Consider the following 17,811-nt stretch of genomic DNA (forward strand, 5'->3'; position numbering starts at 1 on the left):
CCCTCCCCCTCACCGGGGGCAGAACGCTCAGGACATGCCGGCACGCGAGCTGGGGGCGACGGCCGTGCCCGGCGCGGGCTGTACGCCGACGCGGCGCAGCCAGAGCAGCGCCCCGGCCAGCAGCAGCGCTCCGGTCAGCAACCATGGCAGCGGGCCCGGCCGCAACGCCCCGACGACGAGGCCGACGAGTGCACCGGCCAGTTGCAGGGCGAGCGACTGGACGGACAGGGCGGTGGCACGGCCCGCACCCGCGACGCGGCGGTGCAGGAGGTCGTTCTGGTTCGGGGACGCGGCGCCGAGGCCGAGGTAGAGCAGGCAGAAGCCGACGGCCGCCAGGACCGTGGCCGCCGGGTGCACCGAGGTCGCGGTGACGGCGAGCAGCGACAGGCCTGTCGCCCCCGTCCCGAGACAGACCAGCACGGCTCGCTCCCCACCTCCCGCGACCCGGGCGGTGAGCGGCGCGAGGTGGCTGCCGACGCCGTTGCACACGAACCCCGCGCAGGCGAGCGCGGCGTACACCATCGCTCCGGAGCCGGGGGCTCCGGTCAGCTCGACGGTACGGCCCGGTACGAGCAGCTCGACGGTGGCCACGGCGCTGCCGACGGCCGCGGCGGTGAGCAGGATCCGGCGTACCAGCGCGTCGCGGCCGCCCGTCCGCAGTCCGCCCAGGACGGTGACCGGGACGCCGCGCAGCACCGAGCGCAGGGTGGCCTGCGGCCGCGGCGGTTCCCGCAGGGCGGTCAGCACGTACCAGACGAGGACGCCCCGGACGGCGGCTCCCAGCAGCATCGGAACGGACAGGGGCAGCACCGCGCCGGACGTCGCCTCGCTCAACCGGGCCCCGAGGCCGGTCCCCGGCCCGAGGAGCCAGGGCAGGCCACCGCCGAGCAGCATGCCGACCGCGAGGGCGGCGGAGGTCGCGGAGCCACCCCTGGCCAGGCCCGTGCGCAGATCGGCGCCCGGACCGGAACACTCCTGGACGGTGTCGACGTACCAGGCCTCGGCGGTGCCGCTGGACAGGGCCCGGGCCGCGCCCATGAGCACCATGCCGGCGGCGAGCACCCACGCGGTGGTGCCGAGGCCGACCAGGACGCAGGCGACCACGTTGAGCGCCCCGGCCACGGCCAGTACCGGCCGGCGCCCGAGCACATCGGAGAGCCCGCCCGTGGGCAGCTCCAGCGCGGCCACGGTGAGCGAGTGGGCGGCGAAGAGCCCCGCGACCGTGGCCAGGGACATGCCGCGCTCGCTGAGCAGCAGGACCATCGAGGCCAAGCCGAGGCCCGACGGCAGCCACAGCAGGGCGCAGACGGTGACGTAACGCCGACGAGCAATCCGTGCCTGCGGCAGCTCGGTCATGAGGAACCCCGGTGGTCCGCGTCCGCAGGGTCGTGCGGGGCCAGTGGCAGCCCGGCGGTGAGGAGGACCACGTGTTCGGCGCGGGGGTCGTCCGCGTCCCGGGCCGTCAGCTCCTCCAGCTTCCGGGCCAGGGTGTCCCAGAGCTCCGTGAGGGACTGAGCCGTCAGGCGGGGCATGAGGTCGCTGACCCCGGACGGCTCCACCCACTCCTGGCCGAGGCGCCCGGCCGCCAGGTCCGCCTCGTGCCGGGCGAGGGACCTCTCCAGGTGCTCGATCTGCTGCCGCCGGGAGAGGCTGACGAAGGCGCGGCCCGCGGCGGTGGACTCCATCGTCTCGTTGCTCCAGGACGTGAGGGTGTGCAGCGCCCGCCAGCGCCGCTCCCGCCCGTCGCGGTGCTCGGCCTCGGCGATGAACGCGTACTTCGCCAGCACCCTCAGGTGATAGCTGGTCGACGCCGACGACTCCCCCGTCCGTGCGGCGAGCTCACTCGCCGTGGCGGGCCCGTCCTGCCGCAACAGCCCGAGCAGCCGGATACGCAGAGGATGGGTCAGGGCCTTCAGCGCCGCGGTGTCGCGCTCGGGATCGAGGAGGCGCTTGTGCTCGTCGCTGTCCATGCCGGGACAGTAGGCCGCCGGGACACTTAGCAAAAGAGTTTTTGCAGAATTTGTTTGGCGGAAGTGGGGCCCGGGGGAAAATCATCCCGTCGGGGCGATGCGGAGGACTAAGGTCGAGGACATGGCTTCTGAGCGTGCGCGGCACGACACCAGGGACGGGACGCAGGATGCGGCACCTGGGTCCCCCGCCCCCGTCGGCACCTGCACGGGAGGCGACGCCCAGCAGCTGGATCCGAAGGTCGCCGCGGCGATCACCGCCGCCGAGGCGGCGGGCCCGCAGACGGGTACGACCGTCCGCGTCGACAGCTGGATCTGGTCCGTACGCCTCGTCAAGAGCCGCTCCATGGGAGCCACCGCCTGCCGGGGCGGCCACGTGCGCGTCAACGGCGAGCGCGTGAAGCCCGCACACGCCGTCCGCGTCGGTGACGAGGTGCGCCTGCGGCACGAAGGCCGCGAACGGGTCGTCATCGTCACGCGGCTGATCCGCAAGCGGGTGGGCGCTCCCGTGGCCACCCAGTGCTACATCGACAACTCCCCGCCGCCTCCGCCCCGCGAGGCCGTCGCCCCCGCCGGTATCCGCGACCGCGGCGCAGGCCGCCCCACCAAGCGGGACCGCCGCGAAATGGACCGCCTCCGCGGCTCGACGGGCCCTGGCAGCGTGTCCGGCCCCGGGCCCGTTCCCGGCGGCGGAGCGTTCGGCGGCGGCTCGGGCCGGCGCATGCCCTGAGCGAGTGTCACGGGCCCCGGCCGACCCGGGGAGGGGCCCAGGGCAGAGCGCCGTGGGCCGGCGGAGACGCGGCCGGTCACATCCGACGCCGCAGCAGCCGGAGCAGATCCGCGTTGTGCCGCCGCCGCGCCCACGCTATGAGGGTGAGCGGAACGATCAGGATCACCGGCGTCGCCGCGTACTGCCCGTCGAAGACGGCTGTCTGCACGATGAACGCGCCCACCATCAACGCGCTCAGCGCCATCGCCGCCACGGACTGCAGCACCGGGATCAACAGAGCGACGGCCCCGGCCAGTTCGAGCGCGCCGATGGTGTACATCCCCGCGCTGCCCCAGCCGAGCCGCTCGAACGACTCGGCAGCCGACGCGTGCCCGATCAGCTTGGGCAGGGCGCTCGCGATCGCGTAGAAGAGGGCGAGCAGCACCTGCAGAGCACGCAGGGCGATGCGCGCACGCCGCCCTCGAGCGGTCGCGGACTCGGCGACGACGACGCCGGCCGGGGTGGTGTCGGCCGGGACGGCAGCGGTGGTCTCGGACATGAGGGTCTCCTGGTCACAGTGGTCCGTGGTGGTGTCGAAGAGGTAGACCGGCCCGCGCTCCGGAACTCATCGCTGCCGGGGACCGTGCCACGGCCTTCTCCACATCGGCGAGTTCTTCCACTGGGTGGGGTGCCTCGTCCGGCAGCACCCTCCAGTGGTACATGAGCGGAGAGCCCTGGAACTGACCGGACAGCGCCCAGTTGGTGGTCATGGTGTGGGCGGCGAGCTCCCGCCACGCCCCGAACGAGGGCCCGCCGATGCCGTACTGGCAGACCACGGGCAGTCCGAACACGTTGGCCGTCGAGCGGCGGTGCTCCGGTCGCAGCTCCAGGTCCGTGAGGGGGACGCGCTTCACGAAGACCGGCGTGCCGGAAACCTCCAGCCGGGCCGATTTCCCCCCGATGCCGATACCCAGCGGCTTGTGCCGACCAGGTCGCGCAGTTCGGCGTCCCCGAGCAGCGCCAGGGAGGTCGCGACCGTGTCGTACCGGCTCAGGCGCCCCGGTTCCGCTTCCCCGGGCCGGCTTTCACGCACTCCCGGTGGCCATGGCCGTCGGCACCGCCCGTACCCATGTCCGGTCCTCTGTCAGATAGCGGTCCACCGTCAGGCCCGCTTCCTCCAGCGCTTCCTCGAACTGCTCCTCCGTCAGGGGGCGCGCGCGGAAGGTCTGGGTCCAGACCGCGTCCGGGAACTCGTACTCCGCGCGCACCGAATGGACTCCGTCGCCGACCGGCTCCGACGAGGCGATCCGCACGGTGAAGCCGCTGGGGTCCTTGCGCTCGCGCGGAACGTTGTCGTGGTAGTCCTCCCCCTCCCGCTGGATCAGCACGCAGCCGCCCTCCGCGACATGGCGCACGCAGGTGCGCAGCAAGCCGCGCCGCACCTCGACATCCCCCGCGTGCACGAGGAACGACGCCAGCAGCACCACGTCGAACGTCTCGCCCAGTGCCAGCTCCTCGATCGGGGCGCATATCGTCCGCGCGCCCCGCACGCGCTCCAGCATGGGGGCGGACTCGTCCACGGCGGTGATCGTGAAACCCCGCTCCAGCAGGGCGTGGGTCATGCGCCCCACCCCGCTCCCGAGCTCCAGAATGCGAGCGCCTTCGGGGACCGCGGCCGCGATGACTTCCGGTTCGTCCCCGATGGGCAGCCGGGTGTACAGCTCCACCGCGCAGCCGTCCGGGGTGATGGCCCCGTGTCCCGTCCCCTCGTACCCCTCACGCATTTTCATCTCCATGCCCCCACAACGGACCGCGTCCGCACACCCGTTCCAGCGAACCTGCACCTTCACCCGACCGAGTGAACGAGATGGCGAGGGCGGCGTCCTGGACCGCCACAGGGGGCTTCCGGCTGCACCCCGGCCCATCTGCGCCGGGAACGCGTGAGGGGCACCCTTGCCGACCTTGGTGGACCCACGCCACGAGGAGTACGTTGCAAGCAGGAGTGGTGATCGACGATGCGTACAGGCAGTGAGCCGAGGACCGCGCGCAGTGCCCTGCGGGCACGCTTCTGGCTGAGCCTGTGGGGGCTTGCCTGGGCGCTCTTCGGGACCGTGGCGTTCGCCATCGCCGGGCGGAGCGGCTGGGCGATCGCCTGCGGAGTGCTGCTGCTGATCGTCACGGTCGATCTGGCCGTCGTCCTGCGGCACATCCGCCAGGGCCCGCACTACCAGCCGGGCCCCGACATCCCGCCCTACCAGCCGCCCGGCCCACGCCCCTGAGAGCACGCTGCGAGACGCCCGCTCACGCCTCTGAGGCGCACAGGGGCCCTCAGCCCCTGCGGCGGGCCAGGCAGACCCCTCACGAGTCGAAGCGCGCCGCCTTCAAGAACTCCGGATTCGGGTCGAGCGCCGCCGCCAGGCGGAAGTGGCGCTTCGCCTGGTCGGGGCGCCCCTGACGTTCATACGTACGGGCGAGCGCGAAGTGCGCGAACGCGTTGTCGGGCTCCCGCTCCAGGACGATCTGGAATTCCAGCTCCGCCGGCCTCAGCTGAGCCGCCGCGAAGAAGGCACGTGCCCGCAGCAGCCGGGCCGCGGTGTTCTCCGGGTGCGTGGCGATGACGCCGTCGAGCAGCTTCACCGCGCCCCGGGGATCCCGCGCGGCGAGCAGTTGCTCGGCGGCGCGGAAGTCGATGACATGCGTCTCCGGGGTACGTCCGGTCGGACCGCTGGTCTCGGGCACGGCTGAGTCCTTCCCTCACTGCACGGGTTCAACGCCCCCGCGCGGTGCCGCTATTCCTCAGGTGACGGCCGGGGCGCACGCGACCTGCGCACCAGCTCGGCCCACACATCCTTCACGCGCTGCTCCAGCCGCTCAAGCGGGACGTCGTTGTCGATCACGATGTCGGCGATCCGGCGGCGCTGCTCGCGCGTCGCCTGGGCGGCCATGCGCGCGCGGGCGTCCTCCTCGGTCATGCCGCGCAGGCGTACGAGCCGGTCGAGCTGTGTCTCCGGGGCCGCGTCGACGACGATCACCAGGTCGTACAGCGGGGCCAGGCCGTTCTCCGTGAGGAGCGGGACGTCGTGGAGGACGACCGCGTCCTCGGCGGCGGCCTCCTCGAGCTCGCGGGAGCGGGCACCCACCAGAGGGTGCACGATCGAGTTCAGCACGGCGAGTTTCTCCGGGTCGGCGAAGACGATGGCGCCCAGGCGCGGCCGGTCCAGACTGCCGTCGGCCGCGAGGATCTCCTCCCCGAAGGCCTCGACGACCGAGGCCAGCCCCGGCGTCCCCGGTGCGACGACCTCCCGAGCGATGCGGTCCGCGTCGATCAGCACGGCCCCGCACGCGACGAGCAGCCGGGACACCTCGCTCTTGCCGGCGCCGATCCCGCCGGTCAGGCCCACCTTCAGCATGCAACGCAGCTTAGGCCCTGCCCTGGACAAGCCCCTCGCCCGGGCGGGCAGAGCGAGAGGCTTCGGCCGTCGCCTTCCCGGCCAGCCGTCACCCGCCCGGTCAGCTGTAACCCGCCCGGTCAGCTGTCACCCGCCCGTTCAGCTGTCGCCGGCCCGTTCAGCCGTCGCCTTCTCGTTCCGCCAGGAACTTCTCGAACTCCTGGCCGATCTCGTCCGCCGAGGGGATGTCCACCGGCTCGGCGAGCATGTTGCCGCGGGTCTCGGCGCCCGCGACGGCGTCGTACTGGTGCTCCAGGCCGTCGATGAGCGCGGTGAGGTCCTCGTCGCCCTCGCGGATCTGCCGGTCGATCTCCGTCTGGGTGCGGTGGGCGTCCGAGCGCAAGGCGTGAGCGATGCCGGGCAGGACCAGTCCGGTCGCCGCCGTGATGGCCTCCAGGACGGTCAGGGCCGCGTCCGGGTAGGGAGAGCGGGCGATGTAGTGCGGGACGTGCGCGGCGACGCCCAGGACGTCGTGCCCGGCCTGGAGCAGGCGGTACTCGATGAGGGATTCGGCGCTGCCGGGCACCTGCGCCTCCTCGAAGGGACTGGGGTGGCCCGGGATGAGGTCGGTGCGGTTGCCGTGCGGGGTGAGTCCGACGGGCCGGGTGTGCGGGACGCCCATGGGGATGCCGTGGAAGTTCACGGAGAGGCGGACGCCGAGCCGCTCCACGATCTGCTTCACGGCGGCGGCGAAGCGCTCCCACTCCACGTCCGGCTCGGGGCCGGACAGCAGCAGGAAGGGCGCGCCGGTGGCGTCCTGGACGAGCCGCACCTCGAGGGCGGGGTCCTCGTAGTCGCTCCAGCGGTCGCGCTTGAACGTCAGCAGCGGGCGGCGGGCGCGGTAGTCGACGAGCCGGTCGTGGTCGAAGCGGGCGACCACCTGGTGCGGCAGCGAGTCGAGCACCCGGTCGACGATCTGGTCGCCCGTCTCGCCCGCGTCGATGTATCCGTCGAAGTGGTAGAGCATGACAAGTCCGGCCGACTCCTGGGCCAGCGCCATGTCGACGACGGCCAGCCCCTTCGGCTCCCAGGCGTACAAATCCTGCGGATCAAGCACAGTGACCACTCCTCCTCGTGTTCATACTCCACAACGCCGTTGCGCGCGTGGGCATTCCCGCGGGAGGAGGTTCATGATCTCGGCGGCGGCAGCAACGCCCCGTCAGGGGCGCGGGGAACCGCGTGAGAAGCCCCCACCGGTCGGCAGCCGAACGACGGCCGTGATGCCAGAGCACACCGAAGGGCCGCACCTCGAAAGGTACGGCCCCTCAGCTATCGCCTATGCCTCAGCGGCGAGCGTTCAGCTCTGGCCACCGGCCAGCTTCTCGCGCAGCGCGGCCAGCGCCTCGTCCGAGGCCAGCGCGCCCGAGTTGTCCGGGCCCTCGGAGGAGTACGAACCGCCACCGGACGCGGCCGGAGCGGCAGCCTCGCCACCCTCGGCAGCGGCCTTCTCGTCCGCCTCGCGGGACTTGATGACCTGCGCCTGGTGCTGCTCGAAGCGCTGCTGCGCCTCGGCGTACTGGGTCTCCCAGGCCTCGCGCTGGGTCTCGTAGCCCTCGAGCCAGTCGTTGGTCTCGGGGTCGAAGCCCTCGGGGTAGATGTAGTTGCCCTGGTCGTCGTAGGACGCGGCCATGCCGTACAGGGTCGGGTCGAACTCGACCGCGGCCGGGTCGGCACCGAAGGACTCGTTGGCCTGCTTCAGCGAGAGGCTGATGCGACGGCGCTCGAGGTCGATGTCGATGACCTTGACGAAGATCTCGTCGTTGACCTGGACGACCTGCTCCGGGATCTCCACGTGGCGCTCGGCCAGCTCGGAGATGTGGACCAGACCCTCGATGCCCTCGTCCACGCGGACGAACGCACCGAACGGAACCAGCTTCGTGACCTTGCCGGGCACGACCTGGCCGATCTGGTGGGTGCGGGCGAACTGCTGCCACGGGTCTTCCTGGGTCGCCTTCAGCGACAGGGAGACACGCTCGCGGTCCATGTCGACGTCGAGGACCTCGACGGTGACTTCCTGGCCGACCTCGACAACCTCGGACGGGTGGTCGATGTGCTTCCAGGAGAGCTCGGAGACGTGGACCAGACCGTCGACGCCACCCAGGTCCACGAAGGCACCGAAGTTGACGATCGAGGAGACGACGCCGGAACGGACCTGACCCTTCTGGAGGGTCGTGAGGAACGTCTGGCGGACCTCGGACTGGGTCTGCTCCAGCCAGGCACGGCGGGACAGGACCACGTTGTTGCGGTTCTTGTCCAGCTCGATGATCTTGGCCTCGAGCTCCTTGCCCACGTAGGGCTGGAGGTCGCGGACGCGGCGCATCTCGACCAGGGAGGCCGGGAGGAAGCCACGGAGGCCGATGTCGAGGATGAGACCACCCTTGACGACCTCGATGACGGTACCGGTGACGATCCCGTCCTCTTCCTTGATCTTCTCGATGGTGCCCCAGGCACGCTCGTACTGGGCGCGCTTCTTCGAGAGGATCAGGCGGCCTTCCTTGTCCTCCTTCTGGAGAACAAGGGCTTCGATCTCGTCACCGACGGCGACGACCTCGTTGGGGTCGACGTCGTGCTTGATCGAGAGCTCGCGGCTCGGGATCACGCCTTCGGTCTTGTAACCGATGTCGAGCAGGACCTCGTCCCGGTCGACCTTCACGATGACGCCGTCGACGATGTCGCCGTCGTTGAAGTACTTGATCGTCTCGTCGATCGCGGCGAGGAAGGCTTCCTCGTTACCGATGTCGTTGACCGCTACCTGCGGGGTGGTGGCGGTGGTCTCGGTGCTGCTCGTCATGTGGGAAAGGGCTCCGGTACGGACATTGAAGTCGTAGGTACTGCTACGCCGGGAGCCCGTTTCGCTCTGCAGAAGCCGGACAGCCAAGGAAGCGCCACTCAGGAACGGCGGCGCCTCGACAACCGAGGGGACATACATACAGATGCGAGCGCAGCCTGCTACGTCTGAGGTGCGCAGGCCCGCAGCGCAACTTGTAGCATACGGGGGCAGCCGGGCAGGGTCAATGCGCGAAGCCGCCCACGCGGGGCGAACGCCGCATATCCGGCACAAGTCGTGTCGTCCGAGGCCACGCGCGGCGCGCGACGCCCCCTTTACGACACCGCCGGGACCGGCCGGACGGCAGTGCCCGCACACTAGTACGAGGGAGCCGATCATCCAAGAGTCCGAAGCGTCCGAACCCGAGGCCACCCGGCGCGACGCCGATGTCACGGAAAGCTCCCGGGCCAATCGTGGCTGGTGGGACCGCAACGCGGACGAGTACCAGACCGAGCACGGCACGTTCCTCGGCGACGACCGCTTCGTGTGGGGTCCCGAGGGGCTGGACGAGGTGGAGGCCGGGCTGCTCGGCCCGCCGGAGGAGCTGAAGGGCCGGGACGTCCTGGAGATCGGCGCCGGCGCCGCCCAGTGCTCACGCTGGCTGACCGCCCAGGGAGCGCGCCCCGTCGCCCTGGACATCTCGCACCGGCAGCTCCAGCACGCACTGCGCATCGGCGGTTCCTTCCCCCTGGTGTGCGCCGACGCGGGCGTGCTCCCCTTCGCCGACGCCTCGTTCGACCTGGCCTGCTCGGCGTACGGGGCACTGCCCTTCGTCGCCGATCCGCGTCAGGTCCTGCGCGAGGTGCGCCGGGTGCTCCGGCCCGGGGGACGTCTGGTCTTCTCCGTGACGCACCCGATCCGCTGGGCCTTCCCGGACGAGCCGGGGCCCGAGGGTCTTTCGGTGTCGGCCTCGTACTTCGACCGCACGCCGTACGTCGAGCAGGACGAGGAGGGCCGGGCGGTCTACGTCGAGCACCACCGCACGATCGGCGACCGCGTCCGGGACATCGTCGCCTCGGGCTTCCGCCTGGTCGACCTGGTGGAGCCGGAGTGGCCCGCCTGGAACACCTCGGAGTGGGGCGGCTGGTCACCGCTGCGCGGGAACCTGATCCCCGGCACGGCGATCTTCGTCTGCGAGCGGGACTGAGCGGGACGGAAGCACACGCGCGTCGGGACCTCTTCCCGGACGTACGACACTGAGGGCGTGATCCGTTACGACGCCCTGGAAGCCCTGCCCGTACGCGGTGCCCTGCCCGCCCTGGCCGACGCCCTGGAGGGGCACGGCACCGCCGTCCTCGTGGCGCCGCCCGGCACCGGCAAGACGACCCTGGTGCCACTGGCCCTCGCGGGACTGTTCGGGGAGGGGCCCGGGCGGCGGGTGGTCGTCGCCGAGCCGCGGCGGATCGCGGCCCGGGCGGCGGCGCGGCGGATGGCGTGGCTGCTGGGTGAGAAGCCCGGCGAGAGCGTCGGTTACACCGTGCGCGGGGAGCGGGTCGTCGGGCGGCACACGCGCGTGGAGGTCGTGACCACCGGTGTGCTGGTGCAGCGGCTGCAACGGGACCAGGAGCTGGCCGGTGCCGACGTGGTGGTGCTCGACGAGTGTCACGAGCGGCACCTGGACGCGGACACGGCGGCGGCGTTCCTGTGGGACGTGCGGCAGACGCTGCGGCCGGAGCTGCGGCTGGTGGCCGCCTCGGCGACGACCGACGCGCAGGGGTGGGCGCGGCTGCTGGGCGGAGCGCCGGTGGTCGAGGCGCAGGGGACCGCTCACCCGGTCGGGACCGTGTGGGCGCCTCCGGCGCATCCCGTCCGCCCGCCGCACGGGATGCGGGTCGATCCGGCGCTGCTGACGCACGTGGCGTCCGTGGTGCGGCGGGCGCTGGCCGAGCGGGAGGGGGACGTGCTGTGTTTCCTGCCGGGCGCGGGGGAGATCGCCCGGGTCGCCGGGCAGCTCGGCGGGCTCGGGGACGTCGAGGTGCTCCAGGTGCACGGGAGGGCGCCGGCTGCCGTGCAGGACGCGGTGCTGGTGCCCGGGGAGCGGCGGCGGATCGTGCTGGCCACGTCCGTCGCGGAGTCGTCGCTGACCGTGCCCGGGGTGCGGGTGGTGGTGGATTCGGGGCTGGCGCGCGAGCCGAGGGTGGACCACGCGCGCGGGCTGAGCGCGCTGACGACCGTACGGGCGTCGCAGGCCGCCGGGCGGCAGCGGGCGGGCCGAGCCGGGCGTGAGGCGCCGGGGGCGGTGTACCGCTGCTGGGCGGAGGCCGAGGACGCGCGCCTGCCGCGGTTTCCGACGCCGGAGATCAAGGTGGCCGACCTGACGGCGTTCGCGCTGCAGGTGGCGTGCTGGGGGGATCCGGACGCGTCCGGACTGGCGCTGCTGGACGGGCCGCCGAGTGGGGCGATGGCGGCGGCGCGGGATGTCCTGGCGGCGGTGGGTGCGGTCGACTCCTTCGGACGGGCCACGGAGCGGGGGGTCCGGCTGAGCCGGGTGGGGGCGCATCCCCGTTTGGGGCGGGCGCTGCTCGACTCCGCGCCCCTTGTCGGGGCCGAGCGGGCCGCCGAGGTGGTCGCCCTGCTGAGCGAGGAGGCTCCGCGCGAGTACGGCGATGATCTGGCGGGCGCCTTGCGTCGTGCTCGGCGTGGGGGCGACGCCTACGCCTCGCGGTGGCGCGGTGAGGTCCGGCGGCTGCGGGCCGCCGTCGGGGAGATCTCCCACCCACCCGTCCGTGACCGGCGTCCGGAGGCCGGGTCAGAGGTGCTCGGGAAACTCACCGAGGATCGCCAAGTGGGCCTCGTCGCTGCTCTCGCCTTTCCCGAGCGGGTCGCCAAGGCCGATGGCGGCTCCCACCTGATGGTGTCCGGAACGCGGGCGGAGGCCGGTGCGGGGAGCGCGCTGCGGGGTGCGGAGTGGGTGGCCGTCGCCGTGGCGGACCGGCCCGTCGGCCGGGGGCACGCGCGCGTGCAGTCGGGGGCGGTCGTGGACGAGGACGTGGCGCGGCTCGCCGCGGGGGCGCTGCTGGAGGAGCGGGACGAGGTCGGGTGGGACGGCGGGGACGTCGTGGCGCGGCGGGTGGAGCGGCTGGGAGCCGTGGAACTGACCGTGCGGGCGTTGCGGGACGCCGATGCGGGCCTCGTGCGCGGTGCGTTGCTCGACGGGCTGCGGCGGGAGGGGTTCGGGTTGCTGCGGTGGTCGGCGGAGGCCGGTGTCCTGCGGCAGCGGCTGGCGTTCCTGCGGCTGCATCTCGGTGAGCCCTGGCCGGACGTGTCCGACGAGGCGCTGCACGCGCGTGTGGACGAGTGGCTGGAGCCGGAGCTCGGCCGGGCCCGGCGGCGGGCCGATCTGGCGCGGATCGACGCCGGGGAGGCACTCGCGCGGCTGCTGCCCTGGGCCTCCGGTCAGGCGGGACGGCTCGACGAGTTGGCGCCCGAGCGGTGGACGGTGCCGAGCGGGTCGAGGATCCGGATCGACTGGTCCCGGCCCGAGCAGCCCGTCCTGGCGGTGAAGTTGCAGGAGATGTTCGGGCTCCAGGAGTCGCCCCGGGTGGCCGGGGTGCCGCTGCTCGTGCATCTGCTGTCCCCCGCCGGGCGGCCCGCAGCCGTCACCGCCGACCTCGCCTCGTTCTGGCGGGACGGCTACAAGGGGGTGCGGGCGGAGCTGCGGGGGCGGTATCCGAAGCATCCCTGGCCCGAGGACCCGGCGAGCGCCGAGCCGACGCGGCACACCAACGCGCGGCTCAGGCGCTGACCGGCGAAGGTTCCCCGGCCGCCGTGGAGACCGGGCCAAAGGGGCGGCGGCCGCGGGCCTCCAGGTACAGGGCGAGGATCAGCAGGAGCACGCCGAGAGCCAGGAAGCCCCACGGCAGGTAGGAGGTCATGAGCAGGACGAGCAGCCGCTGGGACTTCACCAGATCGACGGTGTGCGCGATGTAGTCCTCGCGCATCTTCACGTGTCCGGCGAACGCGGTCACCTTGTCGCGGTCGCCGAGGAGGCTGCCTCCGCGCAGTTCCTCCCGGTGGATCTCCTCCCCGTACACGGGGGCGCCGGTGAGGGGTTCGACCCAGAACTTGCGGACCGTGGTGTACCAGCGGGTCGTGCCGGTCTGCGCCACCGCCTCGGGGGTGAGGCCCTTGACGGGCAGGGTCCTGGGGATCTTCACCTTGGTCCAGGGGATGGTCTGCTCGAAGTAGTAGACCTCCAGGCCGCGGAAGTCACGGGTGCCCTTGTAGGCGATGGGCGCGGTGACGCGGGCCTGGGCGTCGAAGTACTCGTAGTCCCGTTTCTCGGTCAGGAAGGGCCACTTGAACTCGATGCCCCGGCGGCGCACCGGGTCGCCGTCGACCATCTCGCCCGTGGCGTGGACGGGCTCCTGGGTGTGGGCGTCGAAGATGTAGCGCTCGGGGATCTTGGAGACCATCGCGCCGTCGGGGCCGACGACGTAGGACAGGCCGTCCCAGACGACGACGTCCCGGCCCGCCGACTCCTCGATCCGCTCGGAGGCCTCCACGTTTCCCTTGAGGGTCTGGACGATGGTGACCTTGGAGACCTTCTTCGCCTTCATCGTGCCGTAGTCGAGGAGGGTGGCGTTCTTCGCCTCCAGGACCATGTCCTGGTACTGGTTCGCGGGAACCTTGGCGAGGCGCGGGAAGGCGTACCAGCGCAACAGCGGGGACAGCGCCGCGAAGAACACGGCGAGGGCGAGCAGGACCAGGCCGGTCTTGCGGCGCATCTCGGACTCCCTCCCGGGCGGGCGGTCAGGGGTGTGCGGGCACGGTCGTCAGCAGCGGCTTCGGGGACGTCCCGCCGGACGGGGAGCCGAGGGCGGTCAGCGTCAGGATCACGGCGAACGCGAGGGCCAGACCGGTGGCGGCGGCGATGAGGGTGCGCATGCGGAACCTCCCCACGGGTCACGACGGACAGAACTGATACACCGTCAGGTTCCTGGGAACCGTAGCAACGCGCGACGGAGATGAGAACACGTTGCACACACAACAACGCCCCTCCTTGCAAGAGGGGCGTTGTCTGTCGTACCCGAGAGCTACGCGCTCGGGCTGGCCGACGGGCTCGGCGAGGCCGTCTCGGCCGCGGCCACGGTCAGTTCGACCGTGAGCGTCGCCCCGCCTGCCGTGGTGATGCGGAGCAGGAACGTGCCGGTGGTGTCGTCGGCGTACAGCTCGGGGAGCTTCAGCAGGCCCTCGGCGTCCGTCTTCAGACCCGTGAGGGTGCGGACGGTCTTGCCGTCGGCGTCCTTGAAGTAGGGGCCCTTGTCGGCGACGGCCGGGTCGTCCGCCGACTTGATCAGCGTGGCGGTGGCCGCGACGCCGTCGGCGACGGCGCCCTTGTAGGTCGCCTTCACCTCGACCCGGTTCGCGAACTCCCCGCCGGGGGCGCAGGTCAGCGCGGCGTCACCGGTACGGACGAGGGCGTCTGCCGCGCGCTCGGACACGGTGGCCTTGTAGTCGAGGCCCGGGACGGTCCGCCCCACCACCGTGGCGCGGACGGTGACGGCGCCGGTCTTCTCCCCCGCCACGAGGGCGGGCGCCACGGCCACACCGGAGCTGTTGGTGGCGACCGTGGCCACGCTCTCGCCGCCGGTGAACGTGGTGTCCGTGTCGCCGACGACGGTGAAGCGGACCCTGACCTTGGCGACGGCCTTGCCCGCCTCGGTCTCGGCGCGGGTGCTGATCCGCCGGTCGAACGTGTCGCCGGCCATGGCCGCGAGCTTTCCGGTACCGGCGTCCTCCAGGTGGTCCACCGTGTCGGTGGGGGTGGGGGACGTCGCGGGAGGCGACGACGGGGTGTCGGCGGGCGGCGTGGTGGGCGGCTTCGGGGTCGTCGGACCGCCACCGCCGGGCTTCTCGGGCCTGCCGGGGCCGGAGACGGGTGGCTTGGGCTTCGAGCCGCCCGGAGAGGTCGCACCCGGTGTGGTGACGCCCGGCGTGGTGGGCGTCGGGCTCGCACCCGCGCCGCCGTCGCTGCGGTTGTCGGGCAGGGTGCCGGTGCCGTCCGGGACCTCGTGGGTGCCCTTGCGGTAGTACTCCAGCCACCTCATGACGAGGTTGAGGTAGTCGCGCGAGTTGTTGTAGCTGAGGATCGCCCGGTCCAGGTCGCCCTGCTGGGACAGGTCCCAGTTGTTGCGGCACAGGTAGTGGCCGGCGGCGAGCGCGGCGTCGTAGATGTTGTTCGGGTCCTTCTTGCCGTCGGCGTTGCCGTCGCGGCCGGCCCAGGCCCAGGTGGAGGGGATGAACTGCATGGGGCCGACGGCCTGGTCGTACGAGCTGTTGCCGTCGTACGCGCCGTCGTCGGTGTCCTTGATGAGGGCGAAGCCGTTGCCGTCGAGCTGCGGGCCGAGGATCTTCCCGATCGTGGTGCCGGCAGCGTCGACACGGCCGCCGCGCGCCTGCCCCGACTCCACCCGGCCGATGGCCGCGAGGAGTTGCCAGGGCAGGTTGCAGCCGGGCTTGGACTCGCGCAGCGAGGCCTCCGCCTTCTTGTAGGCGTCGAGGACGGTCGCGGGAATGCCGGCTTCCGTGGCGCCCGTGCCGCTGGGGCCGGGGCCCGTGGTCGGCGACGGGTTCGGGCTCTTCAGCGGGGGCAGGTCCGTGTAGTACGGCGAGTTGCCGGTGGCGCTGCCGTGGGATGCACTCACTTCGGGGGAGGGTGTGGCGTCGGCGGCGGTCTGTCTGCCGTGGTCGTTCACGCCCGGAGCCTGGGAGGCGGACAGGGCCGCGACCGCTACCGCGGCCACGGCGGTCGTCGCCGCCCCTGTGCGCAGCCTCCTGCCGAATTGCGCCGCCATAGAGTGAACCCCTCCCGTGGACGCCCGAGCGTCCGTCTACGTCTGCAGTGTTCGCCCTGTTGTGACGATCCAACCGCCCGAGGGGTTGCCCTCCGACAGCCACAACTCTGTTCTCGTTCGTGCTTTCTTCTTTACCGCTGTCGCGCATTCGACGCGCTCCCGCGCGGCGACTCTGGCGACCCTACGACAACTTCTTTTGACCGGGCACCCGTTCGTGACCGCTTTTCACCAGGTGGTCATGTGCGTTGGTGACGCCGGCCGCCGGGGCGACATCGCGCATACTGGGCCACTGACCGCCGGGCGCTCCGGCCTGGTGCAACGACCGTCGCGGGGAGCCGAGTTGCCGTTCACGCTGAGTCATGCGGCAGCCGTGCTGCCCGCCGTCCGCGCCGATGGCACCGGCCGGGGCCCGCTGGTGCCCGCCGTGCTCGTGGCGGGTTCCTTTGCGCCCGACATGACCTACTACGCGGCAAGCGTCCTTCCCGGGGCGATGGAATTCGGCGACGTCACGCACGGGTTCCCCGGAGTGTTCACGGTCGATGTGCTCATCGCCTGGGCGCTGATGGGGTTGTGGCTGCTGGTGCGTGAACCGCTCGTCGCGTTGCTGCCGCGGGCCCGGCAGGCGCGGGTCGCGGCCCTGCTGCGGTGCGGGGCGCCACGCGCGCGGGTGCGGCCGTCGCTGGTGGCGCGGTGGTACGCCTCCGCGGTGCTCGGGGCGTCGACCCATGTGGTCTGGGACGCGTTCACGCATCTCGACCGGTGGGGAATGCGGCTGTTTCCGGTGCTGGGCCGGGAGGTGGCGGGCTCACCGCTGTACTGGTACCTGCAGTACGGCGGTTCGGCGGTGGCCGCGGTCGTGATCGCCGTGTTCGTGGTGCACGCGCTGCGGCGGGCGCCGGGGGTCGAGCCGGTGGGGGTCCCCGTGCTGGCGTACCGGGACCGGTGGGCGGCCGCGGCCGTGATCTGCGGCTTCGCTGTGGTGGGTGCGGTGCAGCGGGCGTCGCGGTGGTGGGCGTACTGGGGCTCGGCCGCGAAACCGTGGGAGATCATTCCGACGGTGTGCTTCGGCGCGGGCGCGGGGCTCGTCCCGGCGCTGCTGCTCTACGCCGTGGGTGCCCGGGTGCTGCGTCCGGTTCCGGTTCCGGTCGATCCTGCCCCCGCCGCGGTCACGGAGCCGAGCCGCCCGGCCGCTCGCTGACGGCGCCGTCGGACGTCGTGATGTACACGGTGATGGTGGTGTGCGCGGGGCGGGGACGTGGGAGCAGCGTGAGGACGAGGGTGAGGTAGCCGCGGGCCAACCGGACCCAGGGGCGGGAGGCTTTGCCCTGAGTGCCGGGTGTGCCGGGCGTGCCGGGGAACCGGACCTTCACGGGTGCGGGGCCGGTGACGGGCCGTGGGCCGCTGCGGGGCGGCGTGGTCGCGGCACCGACGAGACCGGCCAGGGCGGCCGGATCGACGACGCCGGCGAGGTCCACCACGGCCTCGGTGCCGACGAGGCCGGCCAGAGCGGCCAGGGCGTCGGTACCGATGAGACCGGTCAGAGCATTCAGGGCGTCGGTACCGACGAGACCGGTCAGAGCGGCCGGATCGTCGGCCCCGGCGACGGCAGGAGCGGCGGTCGGGCCGGCTGTCCCGGGGAGAGCCGTGACGGCAGCCGGACCGGGACCGCCGGAGGGGCGCCGTCCGCCGACGGCCAGACGCTGTCGGAGGTCCGCCGTCGCGCGGCGCAGGGCCGTGCCGAAGGTGACGGGGACGCGAACCGTACTCGCGGCGGCCTCGAACGCCGGGACCGGCTGCGATGCCACGCCTGGGCCCGTGCGACTGAGGAACGTGCGTATACCCATGCCCCGCATCCTCGCGACCCCCCGGGGCGGGGGCGCCTTCTCGGGGGCCACGCGAGTGACGGCTCATGCGGGCAGGGGCTGGGCGGGTGGCCGGGGCATCTTGCTCCCCGGGCCCGGCCGGGACCCCGGCGCGCCACCCGCAGTGAAAACCCGAGGAACCCCAGCCACGGCAGAACCCCGGCCCCGGCCGCGGCAGAACCCCGGCCCCGGCCGAGAGG

At 72.5% G+C, this 17,811-nt stretch carries 17 protein-coding genes and 1 pseudogene; 5 read left to right on the forward strand and 13 right to left on the reverse strand.

Translation table 11 applies throughout. The features are described 5' to 3' along the window. Positions 1–27 precede the first annotated feature (27 nt). Both AB0F04_RS08400 and AB0F04_RS08405 read right to left on the reverse strand, forming a co-directional pair. A complete protein-coding gene (locus AB0F04_RS08400; protein WP_362039125.1) occupies positions 28–1,356 on the reverse strand; it encodes an MFS transporter in 1,329 nt (442 codons plus the stop codon). Beyond that, complete coding sequence (locus AB0F04_RS08405) at positions 1,353–1,970, reverse strand: winged helix-turn-helix domain-containing protein (RefSeq protein WP_362039127.1); 618 nt, start codon at positions 1,968–1,970, stop codon at positions 1,353–1,355. Before AB0F04_RS08405 ends, AB0F04_RS08400 begins: the two co-directional genes overlap by 4 nt. 121 nt (positions 1,971–2,091) lie before the next feature. On the opposite strand from AB0F04_RS08405, the gene AB0F04_RS08410 reads away from it, so the two are divergent. After that, positions 2,092–2,697 (forward strand): RNA-binding S4 domain-containing protein, encoded by a 606-nt coding sequence (locus AB0F04_RS08410; RefSeq protein ID WP_362039129.1) that lies wholly within the window; start codon positions 2,092–2,094, stop codon positions 2,695–2,697. Between the two features lie 76 nt (positions 2,698–2,773). Here the strand turns inward: AB0F04_RS08410 and AB0F04_RS08415 are convergent, their stop codons facing one another. The 3 genes and pseudogenes from AB0F04_RS08415 to AB0F04_RS08425 all read right to left on the reverse strand — a co-directional run bounded on the left by AB0F04_RS08415 (position 2,774) and on the right by AB0F04_RS08425 (position 4,460). Continuing rightward, positions 2,774–3,235, reverse strand: coding sequence for a DoxX family protein (locus AB0F04_RS08415; protein WP_362039132.1), 462 nt, complete (start codon positions 3,233–3,235; stop codon positions 2,774–2,776). Positions 3,236–3,320: 85 nt separating this feature from the next. Next, positions 3,321–3,769, reverse strand: a pseudogene (locus AB0F04_RS08420) (protein kinase family protein); the annotation flags it as partial. After that, entirely contained in the window at positions 3,762–4,460 is a 699-nt protein-coding gene (locus AB0F04_RS08425) for a class I SAM-dependent methyltransferase (protein WP_362039134.1), read from the reverse strand. The gene AB0F04_RS08425 and the pseudogene AB0F04_RS08420, both read right to left, overlap by 8 nt. 231 nt (positions 4,461–4,691) lie before the next feature. Between AB0F04_RS08425 and AB0F04_RS08430 the strand changes: the two genes are divergently transcribed. Beyond that, positions 4,692–4,955, forward strand: a complete 264-nt coding sequence (locus AB0F04_RS08430; protein WP_362039137.1) for a DUF6343 family protein — start codon at positions 4,692–4,694, stop codon at positions 4,953–4,955. 79 nt (positions 4,956–5,034) lie between these two features. On the opposite strand, the gene AB0F04_RS08435 is transcribed toward AB0F04_RS08430, so the two are convergent. The 4 genes from AB0F04_RS08435 to rpsA form a co-directional block, all read right to left on the reverse strand. Next, complete coding sequence (locus AB0F04_RS08435; RefSeq protein ID WP_104779441.1) at positions 5,035–5,415, reverse strand: tetratricopeptide repeat protein; 381 nt, start codon at positions 5,413–5,415, stop codon at positions 5,035–5,037. Between the two features lie 50 nt (positions 5,416–5,465). Beyond that, positions 5,466–6,086 (reverse strand): dephospho-CoA kinase, encoded by a 621-nt coding sequence (gene coaE, locus AB0F04_RS08440; RefSeq protein WP_362039139.1) that lies wholly within the window; start codon positions 6,084–6,086, stop codon positions 5,466–5,468. A gap of 157 nt (positions 6,087–6,243) precedes the next feature. After that, positions 6,244–7,182: a PAC2 family protein gene (locus tag AB0F04_RS08445; RefSeq protein ID WP_362039141.1), complete on the reverse strand. Its 939-nt coding sequence runs from the start codon at positions 7,180–7,182 to the stop codon at positions 6,244–6,246. Between the two features lie 240 nt (positions 7,183–7,422). Next, complete coding sequence (rpsA, locus tag AB0F04_RS08450) at positions 7,423–8,916, reverse strand: 30S ribosomal protein S1 (RefSeq protein WP_053671279.1); 1,494 nt, start codon at positions 8,914–8,916, stop codon at positions 7,423–7,425. A gap of 223 nt (positions 8,917–9,139) precedes the next feature. Between rpsA and AB0F04_RS08455 the strand changes: the two genes are divergently transcribed. Both AB0F04_RS08455 and hrpB read left to right on the forward strand, forming a co-directional pair. Continuing rightward, positions 9,140–10,099, forward strand: coding sequence for a class I SAM-dependent methyltransferase (locus AB0F04_RS08455; protein ID WP_362039143.1), 960 nt, complete (start codon positions 9,140–9,142; stop codon positions 10,097–10,099). A gap of 57 nt (positions 10,100–10,156) precedes the next feature. Beyond that, positions 10,157–12,697 carry an ATP-dependent helicase HrpB gene (gene hrpB / locus AB0F04_RS08460; protein ID WP_362039145.1) on the forward strand — a complete coding sequence of 847 codons (2,541 nt, stop codon included), beginning with the start codon at positions 10,157–10,159 and terminating at the stop codon, positions 12,695–12,697. Here hrpB and AB0F04_RS08465 read toward each other — a convergent pair. The 3 genes from AB0F04_RS08465 to AB0F04_RS08475 all read right to left on the reverse strand — a co-directional run bounded on the left by AB0F04_RS08465 (position 12,687) and on the right by AB0F04_RS08475 (position 15,749). Next, positions 12,687–13,679: a DUF3068 domain-containing protein gene (locus AB0F04_RS08465; protein ID WP_362039147.1), complete on the reverse strand. Its 993-nt coding sequence runs from the start codon at positions 13,677–13,679 to the stop codon at positions 12,687–12,689. The genes hrpB and AB0F04_RS08465 overlap by 11 nt on opposite strands. A gap of 25 nt (positions 13,680–13,704) precedes the next feature. Then, the gene (locus AB0F04_RS08470) at positions 13,705–13,839 is read right to left on the reverse strand and encodes an SPW_0924 family protein (RefSeq protein WP_362039148.1); all 135 of its coding nucleotides are present in this window, start codon (positions 13,837–13,839) and stop codon (positions 13,705–13,707) included. A 149-nt stretch (positions 13,840–13,988) separates the two neighbouring features. Continuing rightward, positions 13,989–15,749 carry a lytic murein transglycosylase gene (locus AB0F04_RS08475; protein WP_362039150.1) on the reverse strand — a complete coding sequence of 587 codons (1,761 nt, stop codon included), beginning with the start codon at positions 15,747–15,749 and terminating at the stop codon, positions 13,989–13,991. Between the two features lie 340 nt (positions 15,750–16,089). Between AB0F04_RS08475 and AB0F04_RS08480 the strand changes: the two genes are divergently transcribed. Then, positions 16,090–16,947: a DUF4184 family protein gene (locus AB0F04_RS08480; RefSeq protein WP_362039153.1), complete on the forward strand. Its 858-nt coding sequence runs from the start codon at positions 16,090–16,092 to the stop codon at positions 16,945–16,947. Here the strand turns inward: AB0F04_RS08480 and AB0F04_RS08485 are convergent. Further along, positions 16,916–17,554: a hypothetical protein gene (locus tag AB0F04_RS08485; protein WP_362039155.1), complete on the reverse strand. Its 639-nt coding sequence runs from the start codon at positions 17,552–17,554 to the stop codon at positions 16,916–16,918. The genes AB0F04_RS08480 and AB0F04_RS08485 overlap by 32 nt on opposite strands. Between the last annotated feature and the right edge of the window lie 257 nt (positions 17,555–17,811).

The organism is Streptomyces sp. NPDC029041, from assembly GCF_040637515.1.
In the GTDB taxonomy this organism is placed as follows: domain Bacteria; phylum Actinomycetota; class Actinomycetes; order Streptomycetales; family Streptomycetaceae; genus Streptomyces.